Below are 23,127 nucleotides of genomic sequence, written 5' to 3' on the forward strand. Positions count from 1 at the left end.
TAAATGCTTGAAATAAATAAGCTTGAAGTTACTAGGGGTGAGGGTTCCCAATCATTTTTAATTGAGCTCCCTTATTTTTCTGTAAATAATGGAGATGTCGTTACTCTGTGTGGTCAGAGCGGATGTGGCAAAAGTACTATTCTAGAGGTTATTGGACTAATTCTTAAACCTAATAGTTTGCAATCCTACACATTGAATGACGTGGATATTGCCACACCGATAAACAAAGCAGATCATTCAAAACTTGCTAAATTACGATCGAAAAATTTCGGGTTTATTCTTCAAACTGGGGGTTTGCTCCCATTTCTTTCAAGCATAGAAAACATTAAACTTTCATGCAAAATTATTGGTGTTGAATTCGATGAATCTTGGATATCTCCAATAATCGATAGGCTGGAGGTGCGTAGCCTTTTGAATAAATATCCAAGTCAGCTTTCAATAGGTGAACGTCAAAGAATTTCTTTTTTAAGGTCTATTGCACATAAACCTCATGTGTTGCTTGCAGACGAACCTACAGCTGCACTAGATCCTCATAAAGCTGACGAACTGTTTAATATCATCTTAGAATCAGTCAATGCACTAAACATGTGTGCAATCATAGTTACGCATGATTGGGGGTTAGTTTCTAAGTTTCAATTACCATGCTATACAGCCGTGGTTAACAAAGACAAATCTATATTTTCCCAAGTACAGGTTGCCTTATGAAACTCGGACTTTTAATTCTATTAGTTTTTAAGGACTTGAGGCATGATTGGAAAGTATCATTTTTTGTGATATCTGCATTAGTGGCTGTTATTGCCCCCCTACTACTTTTATTTAGTTTAAAGTATGGCATAGTTAGTCAGCTTCAAAATCAGTTATTAAATGACCCTAACAATCTCGAAATAAAAATACATGGTGTCAAAAGTAATGTATCAATTGACAAAAATTGGCTAGATAGCATGCAAAAAGACCGTCGTGTCAAATTTGTGATTCCAATGACGCGATCACTTAATATGCAGGCGAATCTACGCAAAGATAATAAGCACTTTTATAACGACGTTGAACTTATTCCTAGTAGAATTGGGGATCCGTTGATGCCTAGGGGTATTATGATTAAGTCTCCCACAGATTTGATTATTAACGAAATTATTGCCCAGAAACTAGATGTTAAATTGGGCGATTCAGTAACTCTATTTTTTGGCAGAAATTTCGAGGGGAAAAACGAGATATCCAAAATAGATATGAAAGTTGTGGGAATCCTTAAGGAAAGCTACCTAACTCGTCCTGCTGCCTTTGTATCTCTAGAATTACTTGAAACTATAGAAGATTATAGAGACGGCTATAAAATCACAAAATTCGTGGACAAACCCTCTGAAGGTCGGGACAGAACCAAACCACGCGAACGATATGCAAAAGCTAGAATATACGCAAATTCACTTGACGACGTAGCTCCATTGGCGGCCGATTTAAGAAATCAGGGTATAGACAGCCGAACCAAAGCGGATTCCATAGAAAGCGTAAAATCAATTGATAGAGTTCTGAATACAGTTTTCTTAATTATTGCATTGACTACAATAGTTGGAACTATTTTGTCACTTTTTGGATCCTTTTTGGCCAATATAGACAGAAAACGTAAAGACATATCGCTAATGAGTCTTTATGGATTTAATCGTTTGGGAATACGTTTTTTTATAGTTTTACAAGCTGTAATTCTTTCTTCGATTGCTTATATAAGTTCATATTTTTTATATATTTTAAGTAGTAACATAATGAATAGTGTCTTAGGTAAAAACTTAGAAGATAGCAACTTTGTTAGCCTTTTAAAACCTGAGCACGTGGTCATCGGTTATATTGCCACATTAGCTATATCTGTATTTGTAGCTCTAATTGGAGCTCAAAGGGCTGTAGGTATTCAACCTTCGGAGAGTTTACGTGAAGCTTAATGGAAAGTGGATTTTAATAATTTCCTTAATCGGACTAAATAGTCAAATTCAAGCAGCTTGGGATGAGAAATTTTTCGACCCAAAACCTAGCGACAATACTTTAATTCTACCTATGCCTTGTGATGGGTCGATGGCTTTTAGAATGGTCCATACAGATACAAAAAAACCGCTTGAAGATAAACCGATTATTCTTGGGGATGATACCTCTGAGCAGGGTTTTTCTGAACATGCCACTCCTAACTATATCTCTGGTAGCTTCTCCGATAAAGCTGGGGATCGATATTTTCTAATGGGTAAGTACGAAGTTTCTCAGCTTCAGTACGACTCCGTCATGAAAGGAATAGATGGTCAGTGTCCCACAGCTAACATGAAAGGCAGATTACCTGCTACCAATATTTCATGGTTTGAGGCAGTTCATTTCACAAAAAAATATACCGAATGGTTGCTTGCCAATCATCCCGATAAACTGCCAAAAGATGATGGTTCTTCAGGCTTCGTGAGACTTCCTACAAACACTGAGTGGGAGTATGCTGCTCGTGGAGGAAATCAAGTAAGCGAATCAGAATTTCGCGAAAAAATTTACCCTCATACAGATTCAATCCAAAAAACCATTTGGTTTGCAGGAAGCAATTCAGCAAATGGGAAATTGCAATTAGGCGGGCTATTAAGTCCTAACCCTGTAGGGCTTCATGATATCCTTGGCAATGCTAGTGAATACGTCCTCGATTCATTTAGAATGAACAAACTTGATAGATACCACGGACAAAGTGGCGGTATTACAATTCGAGGTGGAAGCTATCTGACACCAGAGGCTCAAATTTCAAGTGCATTTAGAGTTGAAGCTCCTTATTACAACAACTCTGGAGAAGCATTTTCTTCTAAAGAAGTTGGATTTAGGGTTGCTGTAGTCACACCGATAGTAACTTCAAATAATCGTATGCAAGAACTTACTAATGAGTGGCAGCAACTTGGAAAAGAGGCTCAAAACGGAGATGGAAAAATTGTTCAAAACTTAAATAACATCACTCAATCCGTTAACGACGAAAAGCAAAAAGCTGAACTTAAAAAATTAGAAGATGCTTTAAGAGCATCTAATCAATCTAAAGATGAACAAAGGGATTCAGCCATCCAGTCAAATATCCAATTGGGTGCTTTTTTGTGTGCTAATTCATCTGATTTAGAATCTGCATATTTGGAGAAAAAAGCTAGAGTTGAAACTTTATGCCAACCTGGAGACACCACATATGAAAAAGAATGTCCTGTTCTCAAGGAAATTGCAGAAGAAAGTTTATTAGCTAGAGATTTTGTAGTTCGATATTATGCAGATAATTTAGTAGCAACCGCTACTAACTACCCTTATAAATTAATAGAAAATCAAATTCAGCCAGTCATTAAGAAAATGGAACGTCAAAAAAAATCCAATCTTAATGATTACGTGAATATTTATTGGAAACATTTAACCGCTTTCTATAAGGACGGAAAGGTTAATCGTGCAGAATGGCTAAAAAACTGCACGAATATCAAATCCCAATAGGAAATTTGATATTATTTAATTAGTAAGTTAAGGGGTTGTTATGAATACATTCAAGAATTTAAGTTTATCTGTAGTGCTTTCTGCTTCACTATTAGCATGTGCAACTTCGAACGATCCAAATCAAGCTAATTTCTGGAGCAAGCAGGGTCAGATGGCTTGTGCAGTGGGTGGTATTATTGGCGGAGCTATAGGATTACTTCTTAGCGATGATGACCCTACGTTAGGACTTGCACTAGGAGCTTCAGTTGGTTGTGGTGCTGGAGCGGGAAGTAACTATTTACTTGATCGTGAGAGAATAAAATACAAAAATAAAGAAGAATTACTAGCTGCTGAAACTTTACGTCTTAAAAAATTAAATTCCATTTCTAGAAAAATCAATAGAGAAACTGAAACGACCATAGCTAAAGATCAAGCTAAAATTAGAAGGCTTCGAGAGGATATAAGAAGCAAGAGAATTTCTGAATCGCAAGCTAGAAAAGAACTACAAAAGATTGATGAAAATATTAATGAGATGCGTGGATTAGTTTCTTCAATGGAAAACGAAAAAAGAGCATCTCAAAATACTATTAACCAAGCAAGAGCTGCGAAACTTAATACTAGTAAAGCTCAAGCCGAGGTAGCACAATTGGATGCAAAAATTAGAAAGCAAAAAGAATTACTCAGTATAGCGATGAGAAACCGCTCTGCTATCAAAGTTAGAGGTTAATAGTATGAAAGTATATTATTTAATTCCGTTTATTTTTACAACCTTGACTGCATGTCAGGCTACTCCCGAATCTTGTGACCCTAGTCGAGAACTTGGATATTTCGATAAGTTAGGTTGCTCATTTAACGGCGGTTATGACAAACGCATTGAGCAGAAAGAAGTTAAATTGCAAAACGAACAGATTAAGAATAAACAACTCAATTACGAAAAAAAACGCTTAAATAAAAAACGTGATGCGACTAGAGCTGAAAGAAAATCCAAAGAGCGTGAATCAATTCGTGCAAATAAATCAAATCGTAAAGTTCAAGAGGATTTAAATAATAAAAACCACATCCAATCGGGATTTAACGAAAGAAACAACGGTACTCCAGTTTCCAATAGTGCACCATCTGAGGACAATTCACTAAAAGCTAAGAGACTTGAATTAGAAAAATTACAAAAATCTAATCTTAATTAGATTTATCTGGATTAGAAATGCAGAGGCTTACAAGAACTCCTTTTAGCGAACAAAATCAGGGATCGATAGATTTATTTCTTAGGTTTCAATCGCTTTACCCTTTGTTTAGAAGGTCATTGCCACCTAGTACGTTCACCATCTTGGCTGAACCTGTGGTTAAAGGTGACATGGTTGAGTGGTACACATCCCTTGAAGGTCAGGCTTATGAGATTCCAGAAAAAGATATAAATCCTGAAATTTGGGCAAAGATTCAAAATAAGCTTACTTCTATATACGATTATTTAAATCACCTTAAGAATCAGGGCGAAATCTCACCTGAAGATTTCAGCTCAGTAAATAATCTCTTAGTTACAGCTCAATCAAGTAGCAAAAAAATCTTTGTTATTAATAATGAGCCTGTACTTGTGGGATGGATCGAGGAAAAACCAGTAGTTGCTACTCCTCCCATTGTACCTGCACCCACTAAACGTGGAGGTTGGGGTTGGTTGATATGGTTATTACTTCTACTATTGCTTGCTGGTTTAGGATGGTGGTTATGGGATAGATATTTAAAAGGCACTGATTGGTACTCAGATTGGTTTAAGGGTTCCAGCAAATCAGAAAAGGTAATTAAAGAAGACCCCAAAAAAAAGAAAACTGAACTAATTAAAGGTGTAGAAAAACAGGCTCCACCCACTATAAATATCAACATTCCCGATATAAATGTACCGAAGCCACCTGTACCTACACCACCTCCTCCCCCTCCAGAGCCAGAGATACAGCCCCTAGAACCAAAATTAGTGCTTGAAGAGCCTCAGGCTCTTAAACCTCCTGAAAGACCACCAGAGCCTGAGCCAGAACCTAAACCTGAGCCTAAACCTGAACCAGAAGCGAAACCTGAGCCTAAGCCTGAGACAGAACCTGAGCCCACGCCTGAGCCTGTTAAAAAGGTTGAAAAAAAAGAGCCGGTTAAAGAAGTTGTTAAAGTAGAACCACCAAAGGCTAATCAAAAACCTAAAGGTCAAGTTTGTAGCAAGGAACTTACACCACAGGAAAGACCTCAGATGGTCTTAGTGTTTGATAACTCGATTTCTATGTTGCATTCTATGGATGCGGCTACGGCAAATTTTGAACAACAGATGCTAAATGCAATGTTATCTGGTGTGATACCTTCGGGTGGCATTCCAATGCCATCAAATGGACCAACTAGAATACAGACTGCAAAAAAAGCAGCTAATTCGATTATTAATTCTATAGACCCGTACATAGATATTGGGTTCATTTCACTTGACAGATGCCCAACTGCTACAAACCATGGGTTTTTCAAACCTAGCAAAAGAGGAGCCTTAAAAAGTACAATTAATCGTATGGATACCAATAATAGTAGTGGTACAGTATTAGCTAACGGTATACAGCAAGCAGCTAACATGGTTGATGGTAAAAATCGTGATGCATTTATACTAGTATTAAGTGACGGTGCTAGTACTTGCGGACCAAATATATGTACCGTAGCAGCAAATGCTAAACGCAATAAACCAAAATTAAAAATTAATGTAGTTGATATTGGTAGTACTGGTGAAGCTAATTGCTTAGCCAGAGTTACAGGCGGTCAAGTTTATAAAGCTAATACTGCCGCTCAACTTGCAAAAATGGTTAATGCTGCTGCCGCCCCAATGAAAGTTAAAGAAGTTTGTAAATAAAATTGTTATAGGAAAATATATGTCTAATCTAATTGAACAAACATTGAACGACCTAAAAAAGTCTAGCCCAGCTCAACCTGAGTTTTATCAAGCAGTTGAAGAGGTTGTGGAATCCCTAGAACCATTATTTAAAAAAGAAAAAAAATATCAAGAAAATAATATCTTACAAAGAATCGTAGAACCTGAAAGACAAATATTCTTCCGTGTAAGCTGGATTGACGACAAAGGCCAAGTTCAAGTTAACAAGGGGTTCCGAGTGCAATTTAATTCAGCTATTGGTCCTTACAAGGGCGGTCTGCGTTTTCACCCAAGCGTTAATGCAGGCATTATTAAATTCCTAGGCTTTGAGCAAATCTTTAAAAATGCCTTAACTGGTCTTCCTATTGGTGGAGCTAAAGGTGGGTCAAACTTCGATCCAAAAGGCAAATCAGACAATGAAATTATGCGTTTTTGCCAGTCTTTTATGACGGAATTATATCGTCACATCGGCGACACTATTGACATTCCTGCTGGTGATATTGGTGTTGGTGCTCGCGAAATTGGCTATCTCTACGGTCAGTATAAACGCCTTACTGGTAAGTATGAAGGGGTATTGACAGGTAAGGCTTTAAATTGGGGTGGCTCATTAGCACGTCCCGAGGCCACAGGCTTTGGTTGTGTATATTTCGCACAAAATATGCTCAAAGCCAAAGGTGATTCATTAGAGGGTAAAACAGCTTTAGTTTCAGGTGCCGGCAATGTGGCAATGTTTACCGTTAAAAAACTTATTGAGTTGGGTGCAAAACCCGTTACTTGCAGCGATTCTCGTGGTTTTATTTATCACGAAGCAGGTATTAATTTTGACACTTTAGCCGAGATAAAATCTAATGCAAACAACTCTCTTGAAGAGTATGCAAAACGTCATTCTGATGCTAAATATACACCTAAGTCATCTTACCCAGAGGGTAACAATCCTCTTTGGGATATTAAATGTGACCTTGCATTCCCATGCGCAACTCAAAATGAAATTAACTTAGAAGATGCGAAAAACCTAATCAAAAACGGATGTAAGCTTGTGTCTGAAGGAGCTAACATGCCATCCACAGCTGAAGCAGCTAAATCATTCTTAGATGCTGGCTTGCTATATGGACCAGCAAAAGCTGCAAATGCTGGAGGTGTAGCTGTAAGTCAACTTGAGATGGCACAAAATGCAAGTATGAGTGTCTGGACTTTTGACGAAGTTGATAACCGCCTTAAAGGTATTATGTCTCATATATATAATCTATCCGCTCAAACCGCTGAGGAGTTCGGTCAACCAGATAACCTAATCCTAGGTTCTAATATTGCAGGATTCCGCAAAGTGGCTGATTCTATGATTGCACAAGGTGCTCTATAAAATCTCTTTAAAGTATTAAATTCATTAAAAGACTCACGCCTGTGGGTCTTTTTTTATGCTTTATTCTAGGAACTTTTAATATGCAATGATTTTAAAAAAGAATAGATTAATCATAAAAATCATAATTTTTACAATTAGTTACCTCGTAAAAACAACGAAAATCACATAGTATTAACAATATTATGAAATCATTTTCTAAAGAAAATTTGGGAATTAATATGTATTTTCATAAATGTTTGCTAATACCTTTCTGCGTTCTTCTAGGTATAACTGTTACAGTTCAAGCACAAACTCAAAAAATTGAGGATATTAATGTAGAAGAGAACATTGCCACCTTTCATTCATCTCCATTCGTTCAGGGCAAAAAACCGTCTGATTTAATAGTCAAAAAAGATATACTTAAATTGCGTTCTGCCACTTTGGGCAATGCTCTTTCTAATCAGCCAGGCATACACTCAAATGCTTACGGGGGCGGAGCAAGTCGACCAGTAATACGTGCTCAGGAAGGTGTGCGTATTAAGATTCTCAACAACAATATGGATGTTATCGATGCATCTGTTATATCTCCAGATCATGTAGTAGCTGCGGATACGCTACTATCATCACAAGTAGAAATTCTAAGAGGCACTCCTACCCTTCTTTATGCATCTGCATCACCAGCTGGGGTTATTAATGTTATCGATAATAGTGTACCCACCGAGGTTCCAACAAAAGGATATGAAGGTGAAGCAATCGTTCGCTACAACACCAACAATCACGAGAAAGTTGGAACAATAGGAACGACATTCGCACTTGGTAAAAATATTGCTCTAAGATTTGAGGGACTTAAACGTCATGCAGAAAACTACAAAGTACCATCTATGAAAATCAACGGTGCGGATACAACCACGATGCCCGATACATATAACAAATCGCAAGTCGCATCGCTAGGACTGTCCTACATCTCAGAAAAAGCCATGCTAGGCGTTGCCTACCGTGATCGTCGAGATAAATATGGTATCCCAGGTCACAACCATGAATTCGATACCTGTGCAGAACATTTCATGACGTGGGAAAAATATTGGTTAGGTCCATATCCTCACCTAATGGAAGACGAAGATGTTATCGGATTCCCGCATTTCGATAGATGTAGACGGGTGCATTTTCACGATGGCGTTTTGCATGAGCCTGGTAAGCCCGTGAATTTTGAAAATTATTCCTCTGGTCCCTGGATTGATATGCACACAAAAAAATGGGATGTGCGAGGTGAATTGAAAAACCCATTTGCTGGGATTGAGAAAATAAATCTTTCATACACCTATTCCAATTATTTCCACGATGAGAAAGACCCAGGTGTCCAAAACGAACTTACTAAAAATTTCGATGAGCTAATAAATTATGGCCATCCGACTGCGAACTTCAGTCATAAAGGTCACAATGCACGTCTCGAATTCCATCATAAACCAGTAGACGGTTTGAAAGGAGTTTTTGGCATGCAATATCAAACACTTGATAGCATTGCCCAAGTGCCCTATTTACCTACCGATCAGTTGAATGCATGGCTTTCAGGCGTTAACTTAAGCAAAGCGGATCCACGGCACCTATTGCCACCTCATAAACTAAAACAAATAAGTTTTTTTGGTCTCGAGCAGCTACGCGTTGGCAATGTTCTTCTTTCCGCTGGCTTTCGTTATGAGAGACAACATATCGATATCGATTACAACGAAGAAATTCTAAAAAGACATAAAGAAGCATTTAAACACACAAAACCAGTCGCATTTGAGCATAAGGATCCAGATTATTCGGCTTACGAAGAGCATGCCTTATCAATGTCATTGGGAATGATATGGGATATAAACGATTATTTATCACTGGCAGGTACGATTTCTCATAACGAACGGCTCCCATCACCCATGGAACTTTACTTTCATGGAAAACATTTAGCTACACACACTTTCGAACATGGTAATAAAAATTTAAAACCTGAGGAATCTAATAATTTTGAGTTAGGATTTAGTTTTTATTCAGATCACTGGGAGGCGAATCTGAGTGCTTATATGAATAATTTTGAAAACTATATTTTTAACGAGGATATTGCCAGTGATGAGACGTTGTATATGCGACGTTTTGCACAATCTAAGGCAAGAATTTTTGGGCTAGAAGGTAGCATTTCCTATCGCTTTAATGATAATCATAAACTAACGGTTATGGGTGATGTAGTGAATGGTAAATTAAGCGGTTTTTCGGATTTTATTGGCGCAAAAATATTTGGACCTGAATATGAATGCTACGATGAAGAGTGGGATGAATGGACAACCTGCTGGGATTTGCTTGGAATAAATAAGGTTGAGCGACCAGATAGAAAACCACCACGTTTACCGCCTGCTAGGCTAGGATTGCGATGGGAGAGTAAATTTAACAATGGTTGGGCATTTTCTGTCGATTATATGCATGTATTTGACCAAAACAAAATTAGCATTTCCACTTTAGCTGATAGATCACACAGGGACGATATAAGCACGCCTGAAGATGAGGGTTTAGTTAAGTACGAGGTTCGGGAACTGCCTACTAAAGGATATGACTTGCTTGGTGTTGGAGTGCAGTACGAGAAAAAATTCGGAGATAAAACTTTAACAGTGGATTTGAGAGGGGATAATTTATTAAATCAAAACGTAAGAATACATAATTCTGCATTGCCATATGTATCCCAAATGGGCAGAAATTTCTCTCTTAATTTAGGTTTGCGGTTTTAAGACTTGCGTGTACACGAGCGGACTTACGAGTGGACATAATCTATTGCTGAAACAAAAAAGCCTCGATAATTCGAGGCTTTTTAATTTAGATTCTACTCAGTAAATTTATTCAGAATCTGAATCGTCACTTTCTGAATTATCCCCTACATCCTTAGGTTCATCCGCTTCTGTCACAGGTTCTTTAGCATTTGGATCTACAAGACCTGGAATACCGCCAATAGCTTTAGCTGAAAGACGAATGCGACCACGATCGTCAGATTCAATAACTTTTACGTTAACTTTTTGACCTATAGATAGAACATCATTTATATCCTTAATGCGGAAGTTGGCAATTTCAGAGATATGTAGTAATCCGTCTTTACCTGGCAATATTTGGAGTACACCACCAAAATCAAGCAATTTGATTACTGTGCCTTCATACACTTTACCGATTTCAACTTCTGCTGTTAGTTCTTCGATACGTCTTTGAGCTTCCTGTGCAGCTTCTAAATCAGAACTTGCAATTGTGATATGTCCGTCATCAGTTATTTCAATCTGACAACCAGTCTCTTCTGTTAATGTACGAATAGTAGCTCCACCTTTTCCAATCACATCACGAACTTTTTCAGGATTGATATTCAAACTAATCATGCGAGGTGCAAAGCTTGAAAGTTCATTGCGGGATCCAGAAATTGCTTCCTTCATCTTTCCTAAGATATGAAGACGCCCTTCTTTAGCTTGAGCCAATGCTACTTGCATGATTTCTTTATTTATGCCTTGAATTTTAATATCCATTTGAAGTGCTGTAATACCTTTTTCAGTACCAGCTACTTTAAAATCCATATCGCCTAAATGATCCTCATCACCTAGAATATCTGTCAAGACTGCAAATTTATTTCCCTCTTTTATAAGACCCATAGCAACACCTGCCACATGGTCTTCCACTGGCACTCCAGCATCCATCATAGCCAAGGATCCACCACAAACAGAAGCCATCGATGAAGAGCCATTTGATTCAGTAATCTCAGAAACGAGACGAATTGTGTATTGAAAATCATCTTGGTTTGGCAATGTAGCAATCAAAGCACGTTTTGCTAAACGACCGTGCCCAATTTCTCTACGCTTAGGACTGCCGAAACGCCCTACTTCACCAGTTGCAAAAGGAGGCATATTGTAGTGAAGCATAAAATGCTCACGAACCTCTCCCATAACAGAATCTACAATTTGTTCGTCCTGCTTAGTTCCCAGTGTCGCAATTACAAGAGCTTGAGTTTCACCACGTGTAAATAATGCACTTCCATGTGTACGTGGCAATACACCTAATCGAATTGAAATTGGTCTCACACTACGTGTATCACGTCCATCAATTCGTGGCTCACCGTTTAGAATTTGACCTCGTACAATAGAAGACTCCAAATCGAAAATAATATTATCTATCTCTACTTCATCAGGAGCATCAGTACCAGACTCTTCTGCTTTTTTAGCAAGAGATTCTTTTACCTGAGTCGATACTTCTTTTAACTTGGTTGAGCGGAGTTGCTTTTCACGAATTCCAAATGCTTCGGTTAAGCCTGCTAATGCATATTCGCGTACTTGTGAAATAAGATCTTCATTTTTAGGGGCTGGAGTCCAATCCCATTCAGGTTTGCCTGCTTGTTTAACCAAATCATGAATAGCATTAATAGCTAACTGCAATTGCTCATGACCAAAGACAACACCACCAAGCATAATTTCTTCAGAAAGCTGTTTTGCTTCTGACTCAACCATAAGAACTGCTTGTTCAGTACCAGCTACAACCAAATCCATATCAGAGTCTTTGATTTGAGATTCTGATGGATTTAAAACATACTGACCATTAATATAACCAACTCGAGCAGCTCCAATCGGGCCATCAAATGGAACACCAGAAATAGATAAAGCAGCAGAACTACCAATCATAGATGCGATATCAGGATCGATTTCAGGATCAACTGATAGTACATGAATAATCACTTGTACTTCGTTATAGAATCCTTCTGGAAATAATGGACGCAAAGGCCTATCAATCAATCGAGATGTAAGTGTTTCTTTTTCTGTAGGTTTACCCTCACGTTTGAAATAGCCACCAGGTATGCGACCAGCTGCATATGACTTTTCTACGTAATCAACTGTAAGGGGAAAGAAATCCTGACCTGCTTTTGCTTCTTTAGCTGCTACTACAGTGGCTAAAACTACTGTACCACCCATAGTTACTACTACTGCACCTGAGGCTTGGCGTGCGATTTCGCCAGTTTCGATAGTGACATCATGGTCACCGTACTTAAAAGAAGTACTGAATTTATTAAACATAAATTTTCCTATAAAAAGCTCTCATCACGTTAATGCACCAAGACACTGTACATTTTGAAAGCGAACTAAACATATTATTAGTCGACTATTATATAGCACAAAAAAAGACCGCCCTAAAAAGAGCGGTCCTTTATCAATAAAGAATTACTTACGGATACCAAGTTCTTTAATTAAATCTGTGTAAGTACTAGGCTTACGATTTTTAAGATAATCTAGTAATTTACGACGACGGCTTACCATACGAAGAAGACCACGACGAGAATGATGATCTTTAACGTGTTCTTTAAAGTGAACATTTAACTCATTAATACGAGCAGTTAGTAAAGCAATCTGTACTTCAGGAGAACCTGTATCCCCTTCGGCACGAGCAAATTTTGAAATAATTTCCTTAGTGTTTATATCTTGAACTGACATATAATTTCCTTATAATTACTAGCGCCTAAGCAAGAAAATTCCTAAGCGTGTTTTTTGTTTAGTCAAATATTATACAATTTTCTATCTAAATTCCTAATTTTTTAGGAGCTAAGTATGAACTACAAATTAATTTCAGGCTTTTTAGCTACAGTTGTCTTGTCAGCATGTGCTTCATTTCAAGATATTCCTCCTAATAGTAATATAACTGAGGTTAATAAAGTGTTAGGAAGCCCTCAGAATTCATGCCCTACTTCTGACGGCAAACAGTACTACCTATGGGGCAGAGCTTCTAAATCTAACGTTGTAGGTGCTTTGGTTGACTCTAATGGAACGGTAGGTCCATTCACTGAAGTTCATACAGAAAAATCTTTTGCACGTCTAGATTCAGGTAATTGGACTCAACAAGATGTTTTATGTTCATTTGGTCATCCATACGAAATTGAAAGATTAGGTTTTGGAGAAAAAAGAGCACTTATATGGACTTATCGCTACGAGAAGGATAATGCATGGCCTGCACTTATGCATGTTTACTTTGGCGGTGATGAAACTAAGGTTACGCATAGACACTCTGGTCCAGATCCATTTTACGAACAGGATTATTGGGGTTGGCCTTATCCCTGGGGATTTGGTTTTGGAGTTGGTTTCGGTTTCGGATTTTAAAAAAGGGGTCATATGACCCCTTTTTAATCTGCTCTTTTATTATTTAAGTTCACCAGATTTTCTTTTATCTAAGAAGTCCTTAGTCTCCTTAACCACTACTCCTGACAAAATTAACAATCCAATTAAGTTAGGAATAGCCATCAAACCATTAAAAGTATCTGCCAAATTCCAGACCAAATCTAGGCTTAAAACTGTACCCATCATAACAGTAGCTACATAAACGATACGATATATATTGAGTGCACCCTCACCAAATAAATAAGTTGCACACTTCTCACCGTAATAGCACCAGCCCAAAATAGTAGAATACGCAAAAAATACTAATCCAAAAGTGACTAGAGCACCCCCAAATCCAGGCAACATCGCTTCAAATGTAGTCGTGGTAAGTGCGGCTCCTGTTTCACCACCCATATATAGATTACCCATTACAAGAACAATACCAGTAATACTACACACAACAATAGTATCTAAAAAAGTACCTGTCATAGAAATCATAGCTTGACGTCCAGGATGGTCTGTCTTAGCAGCCGCAGCGGCAATAGGTGCAGAACCCATACCAGCTTCATTTGAAAATACACCACGAGCAACACCATATCGAATTACTGAATACACGACACCTCCAGCGACAGCTTTGCCTGTAAACGCATCAGAGATAATCGATTTAATAGAGGGAACCAGCAAATCGAAGTTAGAAAATATAATAAACAACCCCCCAATTACATAAACCACAGCCATAATTGGAACGATAACAGAGGCTGCTCTAGAGATTGATTTAATACCACCTAATACTACAATTGCAGTAAGGACAGTTAATATAACTCCAGTAATCCAAGGCTCTATATGTAAGCTAGCCTCTATAGAAGCTGCCACAGAATTTGATTGCACTGAACTACCAATCCCAAATGATGCAATAATCGCAAACAATGCAAATAGCATAGCAAGCCACTTCATCTTGCACCCTCTTTCGAGATAGTACATAGGACCACCGCTCATCTCGCCCTTTTCGTTAACGATACGATATTTAACAGCAAGAATAGCCTCTGCATATTTCGTAGCCAATCCGAAAATCGCCGTCACCCACATCCAGAAAATAGCACCTGGTCCACCTAATACAACTGCAGTAGCTACACCCGCAATATTACCCGTACCAATTGTGGCTGACAGTGCAGTCATCAAGGCTCCGAAATGCGAAACATCGCCCTCGTGACCTGCACTTTCGTCACGGCTTGTAAATGCTTGCTTTAATGCAAAAGGTAAAAATCGAAATTGAAGAAATGCAAGGCGAATCGTAAAAAGAACACCTGTACCCACTAGAAGAATGAGCATAACAGGGCCCCATACAAACCCGCCTACTGCACTAATAAGTTCATTGAACTGTTCCATATGGACTCCATTTATTTTTGTTATATTAATTAATATCAAAATTATTTCAGTATGTAACTTATAAAAAACCCTAATATAAAGTGGCAATACCCTGACATTAAACAAAAAAGGCCAACTCCACTCAAGAAGTTAGCCCAAAGTCTAAAGCTAATAAATTAATTTTTAGATTGATCCACCAATTTATTTTTAGCAATCCAAGGCATCATTGCACGAAGTTGCTCTCCAACTTTTTCAATTTGATGCTCTGAATTTATTCTGCGACGTGAAGACAATGTAGGGGCTCCTGCAGAATTTTCTAAAATAAAGCTCTTAGCATAGTCGCCTGACTGAATATCTTTTAGACACTGACGCATAGCGACTTTACTTTGTTCAGTGATTACTTTTGGTCCAGTAACATATTCACCGTACTCTGCATTATTAGAAATTGAGTAATTCATATTTGCAATACCACCTTCATATATCAAATCAACGATTAATTTAAGTTCATGCAAACACTCAAAATAAGCCATCTCTGGTGCATAACCAGCCTCAACCAAAGTTTCAAATCCAGCTTTAATTAACTCTACTGCACCACCACAAAGTACTGCTTGCTCTCCAAACAAGTCAGTCTCAGTTTCCTCTTTGAAAGTAGTTTCAATAATTCCAGCACGACCACTACCAATAGCCGATGCGTAAGATAGTGCCAAGTCACGTGCTTTGCCAGATTTATCCTGATAAACGGCGATTAATGAAGGAACACCTCCGCCCTGTGTATAAGTGCCACGAACAGTGTGACCTGGAGCTTTAGGTGCAATCATAATTACATCAACGTCTTTGCGAGGTACAACTTGTCCGTAATGAATGTTAAATCCGTGAGCAAAGGCTAAAGTAGCACCTTCACGTAAATTATCGTGGATTTGTTTTTTATATACCTCGGCAATTGATTCGTCTGGCAATAAAACCATAACTAAATCAGCCGACTTTACAGCTTCTGCAACCTCTGCAACTTTAAGACCAGCATTTTCAGCTTTTTTCCAAGAAGCCCCATCTTTACGAACACCGACTACTACGTTAACTCCAGACTCGTGAAGATTCAGAGCATGGGCATGACCTTGCGAACCATATCCAATTATTGCAACTTGCTTACCCTTAATAAGGCTTAAGTCACTATCTTTATCGTAAAAAACTTTCATATCATCTCCTATTTATAATTTCAAAATTCTTTCTGCTCGGCCAATTCCAGTTATACCCGTCCTAACAGTCTCCAATATAGCAGAACGATCCAAAGAGTTTAAAAATGCCTGATTTTTTTCCTGCGTACCAGATAACTCAACTGTGTAAGATTTATCTGTTACGTCTACTATATGCCCTCGAAAAATCTGCGACAAACGCATAACTTCTTCACGCTCTTTGCCGACAGCTCGCACTTTTACTAACATAAGTTCTCTTTCAACATATTCAGCATCAGTTAAATCTACAACTTTAATAACATCAACAATCCTGTGAAGATGCTTAGTAATCTGTTCAATAACGTCTGCAGATCCAGTCGTAGTAATGGTTAAACGAGAAACAGAATTGTCTTCGGTAGGTGCTACAGTTAATGTCTCGATGTTATATCCACGTGCAGAAAACAAACCCACCACACGGGATAGAGCTCCAGGAGCATTTTCAAGCAAAATAGAAAGTATGTGCTTCATTACTTCGCTCCCGAAACTGACACTGTGCCACTTTTAGATGAATTAATAACTTCACGTGCATGTGCAGGGCTTAAAAGCATCTCAGATAGCCCTTTTCCAGCTTGCACCATAGGCCAAACATTTTCGTCTCGGTCGGTTATAAAATTCATAAATACAAGTCTATCCTTGTACTTGCCAAAAGCCTCACGTAAAGCAGGTTCTACATCAGCGGTACGTTCAATGGTCATACCAATATGTCCATAAGCTTCAGCTAACTTAATAAAATCTGGCAATGACTCCATGTATGATTGCGAATATCGCTTAGAGTATTCGAGTTCCTGCCACTGACGAACCATTCCAAGATATCGATTGTTTAGGCAAATAATCTTAGGATTCAATCCATACTGCTTACAAGTTGCTAGTTCCTGAATATTCATCTGAATAGAACCCTCACCAGTAATACATGCAACAGTCGCATCTGGATGTGCTTTCAACACTCCCATTGCATATGGCAATCCGACGCCCATAGTACCAAGGCCCCCAGAATTAACCCAATGTCGTGGTTGATTAAAACGATAATACTGAGCTGTCCACATTTGATGCTGACCAACATCTGAAGTCACATACGCATCTCCGCCCGTCATTTTGCATAAAGTTTCGATAACATATTGTGGTTTAATAATTTCAGATTCACGGTCAAAAGTTAAGGATTGACGTGCACGCCACTCATCAATTTGCTTCCACCATTGCTCATTATATGAACGATATTTCTCGCTAAATTTACCCTCTTCAGAAAGCAAACCATTAAGCTCTAGCAGGACTTCACGCACATCTCCAACAATAGGTACATCAGCTTTAATTCGCTTAGAAATAGAAGAAGGATCAACATCTATATGAATTACTTTTCGTGGCAATGAATTGTAGTTTTTTACATTGCCAATAATACGGTCATCCAAACGTGACCCAACCGCAATAAGTACATCACAATTATGAAGACCTAGATTCGCTTCTACTGTGCCATGCATACCAGGCATGCCAACATAGTTTTTATTATCCGCACGAACGGCACCCAACCCCATTAATGTCAATGCACATGGAGCATTAGTAAGCGATACAAGTTCCGTAAGCTCATCGGTAGAATTCGAAGTAATCGCCCCACCACCAGCTAAAATATAGGGTCTCTGAGCACTTGCAATAATCTGAGCTGCTTTTTTAATCTGCCCAGAATGCCCCTTAACTACAGGATTGTAAGATCTTATCTTAACTTCACCCTGAGCAGGCATAAACTTACAAGGCGTCATCGAAATATCTTTCGGTATATCGATTAAAACGGGACCAGGTCTTCCTGTGCGTGCAATGTGAAACGCCTTACGCACAATATCCGCAAGATCACGCACATCACTTACAAGAAAGTTATGTTTCACACAGGGACGAGTAATGCCTATGGCATCGCACTCCTGAAATGCATCCTCTCCGATAAGCTTAGATCCCACCTGCCCACTAATGACTACAAGCGGAATAGAATCCATATGTGCTGTGGCAATGCCTGTAACCGCATTAGTCAATCCAGGTCCACTAGTTACGACACACACACCAACACGATTTGATACACGTGCATATGCATCTGCTGCATGCACTGCCGCCTGCTCGTGCCTAACTAAAATGTGTTCAAAATGATTTTGTTTGTGGATGGCATCATAAATATAAAGTACCGCTCCACCAGGATAGCCAAATACGTGCTTTACCCCCTGCTCTGCGAGGCACTCAACAAGTATTTCTGCTCCGATAAGTTCCATAAGATAATCCTTTCATTACTTGCTTTGTGGGCTAACAAATCCAACGAAAAGTGTCCGAAATATAATTAGCGCTTAAGGACTCACAAAGTCCATCTACCTAAATACATATCGAAATAATCGAAGTATCAACCTACTTATGCAATGCGAATAACGCTGCTATAGTACGAAATAGATAAGCACCCTAACAGCTTCTGACCGTTAGGTTACTGTCATAACTAACTAGTCTAATGGAACTAAAAAAAATTAGCAAGGTTAAAGAGTTCTTCTAAAATAAAAATTTACTTCATCCGACACTTCAGCATCAAATCTATATCCCTCTAGGTCAAAGCCCTGCATGCCTTCTGGCTTAGTAACTTTATTATCGATGATAAATCGAGTCATAAGACCACGAGCCTTCTTAGCATTAAAACTAATTATTTTATAAATATCACCTCTAAGCTCTTGGAATATACATTTCACAATTTTTATTCCAGCATCTTTAATTTCAGTTGAATCTAAAGCCTTAAAGTACTCATCCGAAGCCAAGTTAACTAGGACCTTAGAGCCAGACGATTGCTCAACTAAATTGATAACTTGAGGTGTCACAACTTTCGACCAATACCTATACAAATCAGCTCCAGCTGGATTTTTAATCTTAGTACCCATCTCTAATCGGTGAGGCTGAATTAAATCCAAAGGACGCAAAACTCCGTATAAACCGCTTAAAATAGCAACCCTTGATTGAGCCCATTTTATTTTTGTAAGTGGCAATGCCCTAGCTTGCAACCCCTCATAAACATCTCCATCATAAGCTAATATAGCTTGTCTTGAATTATCTAATGTATGCTTTTTGGTCCAACCCTGATTGCGTTCAAAATTTAAATCAGCAAGCTTCTCACTAATACCCATTAGCTTCATTAAATCTTTCTTTGAATATTTACTCAAAATATCCATAAGCTCTTTTGAATGCTTGATATTTAGGGGTTCTGTAAACTCGTCCGTAGGTATAGGAGAATCAAAATCGAGGCTTTTTGCTGGCGATAAGATGACTAACATAATTTCTCACAACCCATATAAGGTCGAAGAACTTCTGGAACTATGATGCTTCCATCATGTTGCTGATAATTTTCCATAACAGCCACAAGAGCACGACCTACAGCAACTCCAGATCCGTTCAACGTGTGAACGTATTCATTTTTACCAGATGAGTTTTTAAATCTAGCCTGCAATCGACGTGCTTGAAAAGCCTCACAATTAGACACGGAAGAAATCTCACGGAAAGTATTTTGAGATGGAACCCAAACTTCTAAATCATAAGTTTTAGCAGCACTAAAACCCATATCCCCTGTGCAAAGCTGAACAACACGATATGGCAATGCCAACGCCTGCAAAATCTTTTCTGCATGACCAAGCATCTCTTCTAATGCTTCATATGATTTTTCTGGGTGTGCAATCTGTACCATCTCAACTTTATCAAACTGATGCTGACGAATAATTCCTCTTGTATCACGGCCTCCACTTCCTGCTTCTGAACGAAAACAAGGTGAGTGTGCAGTTAAACGGATAGGTAGCTCAGTCTCTACCACAATAGAATTTTTTACAGTGCCTGTAAGTGTAATTTCGCTGGTAGAAATTAAATACAAATCTTCCTTCTGTTCTGATGTCGTAGCACCAGATGCACCCAAGCTAGAATCTTCAGAATCAGTTTTAGCCTCAGGATCCAAGCCTTCGCCACCTTTAATAACCCAAAACATATCCTCCTTAAATTTAGGAAGTTGTCCTGTACCAAATAAAGTAGAACTGTTAACGATATAAGGCGTATAACACTCTGTGTAGCCATGCTCAGATGTATGCGTATTTAGCATGAATTGTGCCAATGCCCTGTGCATCCTAGCAACTGCGCCTTTCATAAATGAAAAGCGAGAACCAGTTAGCTTAATCGCACAATCAAAATCCAATCCCAAAGGTTCACCTAAAGTCACATGATCTTTAACTTCAAACCCCAAAGGCTTAACATCTACTGATGCATCAACATACCCACTACCAGGAATCCAACGTTTTATTTCAACATTACCACCTTCATCGTCCCCGTCAGGAACAGATGCATGAGGTAAATTTGGAATGCCGTGTAGCATAGTTTCTAACGAAGCCTTGATACCATTTAATTTCCCCTCTAACTGTTTAAGTTGCTCAGGTATTTGTGCGGCCTGCCTCATTAAATCGGATGCATCCTCGCCTTTAGATTTTGCTTGACCTATTTGTTTTGCAATGCCATTTCGCGAGGCTTGTAGTTGCTCAGTTTCTACCTGAACGGATTTTCGCTCATCTTCAAGTTGTTGAAATTGAGCTTCATCAAAATCCACACCCCTGCGTGCAAGTTGAGCCTTAACAAAATTCAAATCTTTGCGAAGTAATGCAATATCTAACATAGTCGTAAGTTTTTTGGGAAAATAATTATTTTAGTATTTTTTTGTGGCAATGTTTCCGTGCTCAGCCACCCACTCTTCGTCAAGCTTTCTAAGAGTATCTAGCTTTTGAGATATTTGTATCTCCAACCCACGCAACACAGGACGATACCATTTTTGCTTCGCCATATCATCAGGGAAATACCTCTCTCCCGCAGCATAACCATTAGGCTCATCATGGGCATAACGGTATCCACTACTGTAATTTAAGTCTTTCATAAGTTTCGTGGGAGCATTTCTCAAATGTAAAGGTACAGCACGCGACCCATCTTTAGATACGAATGCCTTTGCTTCATTAAAAGCTTTGTAACCTGCGTTTGACTTAGCCGCTACCGAAAGATAAATCACTGCTTGAGCCAAAGCAAGTTCACCTTCAGGACTTCCGAGCCGCTCAAAGGTTGATGCAGCATCGTTAGCTATCTGCATGGCACGCGGATCAGCCAAACCAATATCCTCCCAGGCCATACGCACAATACGTCGAGATAAATAACTAACATCAACTCCTCCGTCCAACATACGGCAAAACCAATAAAGAGCCGCATCTGGATCGGACCCTCGGACGGATTTGTGTAAAGCACTTATTTGATCATAAAAAACCTCTCCACCCTTATCAAAACGACGTGCATTCTGAGTTAAATATTTTTCTATATGTTCCTTAGTGGCAATGCCCACCTCCTCAACTACTGCAGATTCAAGCACGATTTCAAGATTGTTAAGAAATCTACGAGCATCTCCATCTGACCAATGAACAATCAAATCTAGTGCTTGCGAATCAATTTTAGTGTTGGGGTAAAACTTAGAGGCTCTCTCATATAACTGCTTAAGGTCAATTTCATTTAAAGGCTCTAATACATAAACACGAGCACGTGATAGTAAAGCAGAATTTACTTCAAATGATGGGTTTTCTGTTGTGGCACCTATAAATGTAAACAAGCCACTTTCTACATAAGGCAAAAATGCATCTTGTTGGGCTTTGTTAAAACGATGAACTTCATCAACAAATAGTATTGTTTTCTGTCCTAAATCCTGTGCTCTTTTTGCAGAAGCAACTGCATCGCGTATGTCCTTTACGCCTCCAAGAACAGCAGAAATTGCAATAAAATTTGCATCAAAACCGCTAGCCATAAGGCGAGCAAGAGTAGTTTTGCCGACACCAGGTGGACCCCAAAATATCATCGAATGAGGTCGACCAGATTTAAATGCTGTATAAAGTGGCTTACCCTTATCTAAAAGATGTTTTTGACCTACGACCTCTTCTAATGTCTTTGGGCGAAGTTTTTCTGCGAGTGGAGAATTCAAACTGGTTTTAGAATCAGATCTTGCGTCGAACCTAATATCGGGACCATCGAAGAGATCTGATTGAGTGTTCATAGTTTTACTCGATCGACATTTTGAGGAATGTCTTTAAGTTTAAATGCAGATGCCCCTAGAGGATTACCCTCTTTAATTGATGTAAATTTAATAGAAGTCGTTTTATCAAAAGAATCCATAATTAAAAGTTCAGTAGGCATTCCATCAATAAAATGTATATCTATATACTTCATACCAGAGTCTGACTGTTTTGGTCTAGTCCTAATCCATCCCTCTTTTTCTGGTAGATTCTCTAGTTTAAAACTAGTTTCAATTTTAGAATTTCCAAATAGAATTGAAGCAGGCGATGTGCCTATGGCTTTTTTTACGTCCCGCTCAGTAACCTGCAATAAATCTGGATCATATTGAAGAAGAACACTACCGTCCGATACTATCTGTTGCTCAAGTGGCTCCTTAACGATCCATGCAAATTTTCCAGGACGCTCAAAAACAAACTCCCCTTTCTGAAGATCGGATGTATTGAGAGTTTGCCCCTCAGCTGCACCCCATCCCAAAACGACTTGTGATTGCTCAAAAGTTCCAGATGCAGATTGCACATTATTAATAAAATTTTTTAATTGTGAACGGGCTGATACAGAAATTGATGTAAATACCAACTTTTCGCCTTTATCTTGAGCGTGTGAAGTAGATCCTATAAAACTACTGATGGCAATGAATCCACATAATAAATATTTGGAAAGTTTATGCAT

General features: G+C 38.6%; 19 protein-coding genes. 9 read left to right on the forward strand and 10 right to left on the reverse strand.

The annotated features are described in order from the left end of the window. Positions 1-3: 3 nt before the first annotated feature. The 8 genes from KUI_RS05840 (at position 4) to KUI_RS05875 (ending at position 10,408) form a co-directional block, all read left to right on the forward strand. Entirely contained in the window at positions 4-705 is a 702-nt protein-coding gene (locus KUI_RS05840; protein WP_013521371.1) for an ABC transporter ATP-binding protein, read from the forward strand. Further along, on the forward strand, positions 702-1,925 hold the full coding sequence (locus KUI_RS05845; protein ID WP_014840512.1) for an ABC transporter permease: 1,224 nt from the start codon (positions 702-704) through the stop codon (positions 1,923-1,925). Before KUI_RS05840 ends, KUI_RS05845 begins: the two co-directional genes overlap by 4 nt. After that, on the forward strand, positions 1,915-3,459 hold the full coding sequence (locus KUI_RS05850; RefSeq protein ID WP_013521373.1) for a formylglycine-generating enzyme family protein: 1,545 nt from the start codon (positions 1,915-1,917) through the stop codon (positions 3,457-3,459). Before KUI_RS05845 ends, KUI_RS05850 begins: the two co-directional genes overlap by 11 nt. 40 nt (positions 3,460-3,499) lie before the next feature. Beyond that, complete coding sequence (locus tag KUI_RS05855) at positions 3,500-4,165, forward strand: hypothetical protein (protein WP_013521374.1); 666 nt, start codon at positions 3,500-3,502, stop codon at positions 4,163-4,165. A 4-nt stretch (positions 4,166-4,169) separates the two neighbouring features. Then, complete coding sequence (locus KUI_RS05860; protein WP_013521375.1) at positions 4,170-4,622, forward strand: hypothetical protein; 453 nt, start codon at positions 4,170-4,172, stop codon at positions 4,620-4,622. Between the two features lie 17 nt (positions 4,623-4,639). Then, positions 4,640-6,301 carry a VWA domain-containing protein gene (locus KUI_RS08570; protein ID WP_013521376.1) on the forward strand — a complete coding sequence of 554 codons (1,662 nt, stop codon included), beginning with the start codon at positions 4,640-4,642 and terminating at the stop codon, positions 6,299-6,301. A 19-nt stretch (positions 6,302-6,320) separates the two neighbouring features. Then, the gene (gene gdhA, locus KUI_RS05870) at positions 6,321-7,676 is read left to right on the forward strand and encodes an NADP-specific glutamate dehydrogenase (RefSeq protein ID WP_013521377.1); all 1,356 of its coding nucleotides are present in this window, start codon (positions 6,321-6,323) and stop codon (positions 7,674-7,676) included. 218 nt (positions 7,677-7,894) lie between these two features. Then, positions 7,895-10,408, forward strand: a complete 2,514-nt coding sequence (locus KUI_RS05875; RefSeq protein ID WP_013521378.1) for a TonB-dependent receptor — start codon at positions 7,895-7,897, stop codon at positions 10,406-10,408. Positions 10,409-10,513: 105 nt separating this feature from the next. Here KUI_RS05875 and pnp read toward each other — a convergent pair whose 3' ends face one another. Together pnp and rpsO are read right to left on the reverse strand one after the other, a co-directional pair. Then, positions 10,514-12,715 carry a polyribonucleotide nucleotidyltransferase gene (gene pnp, locus KUI_RS05880; protein WP_013521379.1) on the reverse strand — a complete coding sequence of 734 codons (2,202 nt, stop codon included), beginning with the start codon at positions 12,713-12,715 and terminating at the stop codon, positions 10,514-10,516. A gap of 144 nt (positions 12,716-12,859) precedes the next feature. After that, positions 12,860-13,129 (reverse strand): 30S ribosomal protein S15, encoded by a 270-nt coding sequence (rpsO, locus tag KUI_RS05885; RefSeq protein ID WP_013521380.1) that lies wholly within the window; start codon positions 13,127-13,129, stop codon positions 12,860-12,862. 114 nt (positions 13,130-13,243) lie between these two features. Between rpsO and KUI_RS05890 the strand changes: the two genes are divergently transcribed. Beyond that, entirely contained in the window at positions 13,244-13,789 is a 546-nt protein-coding gene (locus KUI_RS05890; RefSeq protein ID WP_013521381.1) for a hypothetical protein, read from the forward strand. Between the two features lie 39 nt (positions 13,790-13,828). On the opposite strand, the gene KUI_RS05895 is transcribed toward KUI_RS05890, so the two are convergent. The 8 genes from KUI_RS05895 to lolA form a co-directional block, all read right to left on the reverse strand. Then, positions 13,829-15,172, reverse strand: a complete 1,344-nt coding sequence (locus tag KUI_RS05895; protein ID WP_013521382.1) for an alanine/glycine:cation symporter family protein — start codon at positions 15,170-15,172, stop codon at positions 13,829-13,831. Positions 15,173-15,327: 155 nt separating this feature from the next. Further along, complete coding sequence (ilvC, locus tag KUI_RS05900; protein WP_013521383.1) at positions 15,328-16,344, reverse strand: ketol-acid reductoisomerase; 1,017 nt, start codon at positions 16,342-16,344, stop codon at positions 15,328-15,330. Between the two features lie 12 nt (positions 16,345-16,356). Further along, complete coding sequence (ilvN, locus tag KUI_RS05905) at positions 16,357-16,848, reverse strand: acetolactate synthase small subunit (RefSeq protein WP_013521384.1); 492 nt, start codon at positions 16,846-16,848, stop codon at positions 16,357-16,359. Further along, the gene (ilvB, locus tag KUI_RS05910; protein WP_013521385.1) at positions 16,848-18,623 is read right to left on the reverse strand and encodes a biosynthetic-type acetolactate synthase large subunit; all 1,776 of its coding nucleotides are present in this window, start codon (positions 18,621-18,623) and stop codon (positions 16,848-16,850) included. Before ilvB ends, ilvN begins: the two co-directional genes overlap by 1 nt. Positions 18,624-18,875: 252 nt before the next feature. Next, positions 18,876-19,658 carry a peroxide stress protein YaaA gene (gene yaaA, locus KUI_RS05915; protein ID WP_013521386.1) on the reverse strand — a complete coding sequence of 261 codons (783 nt, stop codon included), beginning with the start codon at positions 19,656-19,658 and terminating at the stop codon, positions 18,876-18,878. Then, a complete protein-coding gene (gene serS, locus KUI_RS05920) occupies positions 19,652-21,031 on the reverse strand; it encodes a serine--tRNA ligase (protein ID WP_014840514.1) in 1,380 nt (459 codons plus the stop codon). The genes yaaA and serS overlap by 7 nt, the downstream gene beginning before the upstream one ends. A 30-nt stretch (positions 21,032-21,061) precedes the next feature. Then, on the reverse strand, positions 21,062-22,438 hold the full coding sequence (locus KUI_RS05925) for a replication-associated recombination protein A (protein WP_014840515.1): 1,377 nt from the start codon (positions 22,436-22,438) through the stop codon (positions 21,062-21,064). Then, entirely contained in the window at positions 22,435-23,127 is a 693-nt protein-coding gene (lolA, locus tag KUI_RS05930; protein WP_014840516.1) for an outer membrane lipoprotein chaperone LolA, read from the reverse strand. Before lolA ends, KUI_RS05925 begins: the two co-directional genes overlap by 4 nt.

The sequence above is a fragment of the Taylorella equigenitalis ATCC 35865 genome (assembly GCF_000276685.1).
Taxonomy (GTDB): domain Bacteria; phylum Pseudomonadota; class Gammaproteobacteria; order Burkholderiales; family Burkholderiaceae_B; genus Taylorella; species Taylorella equigenitalis.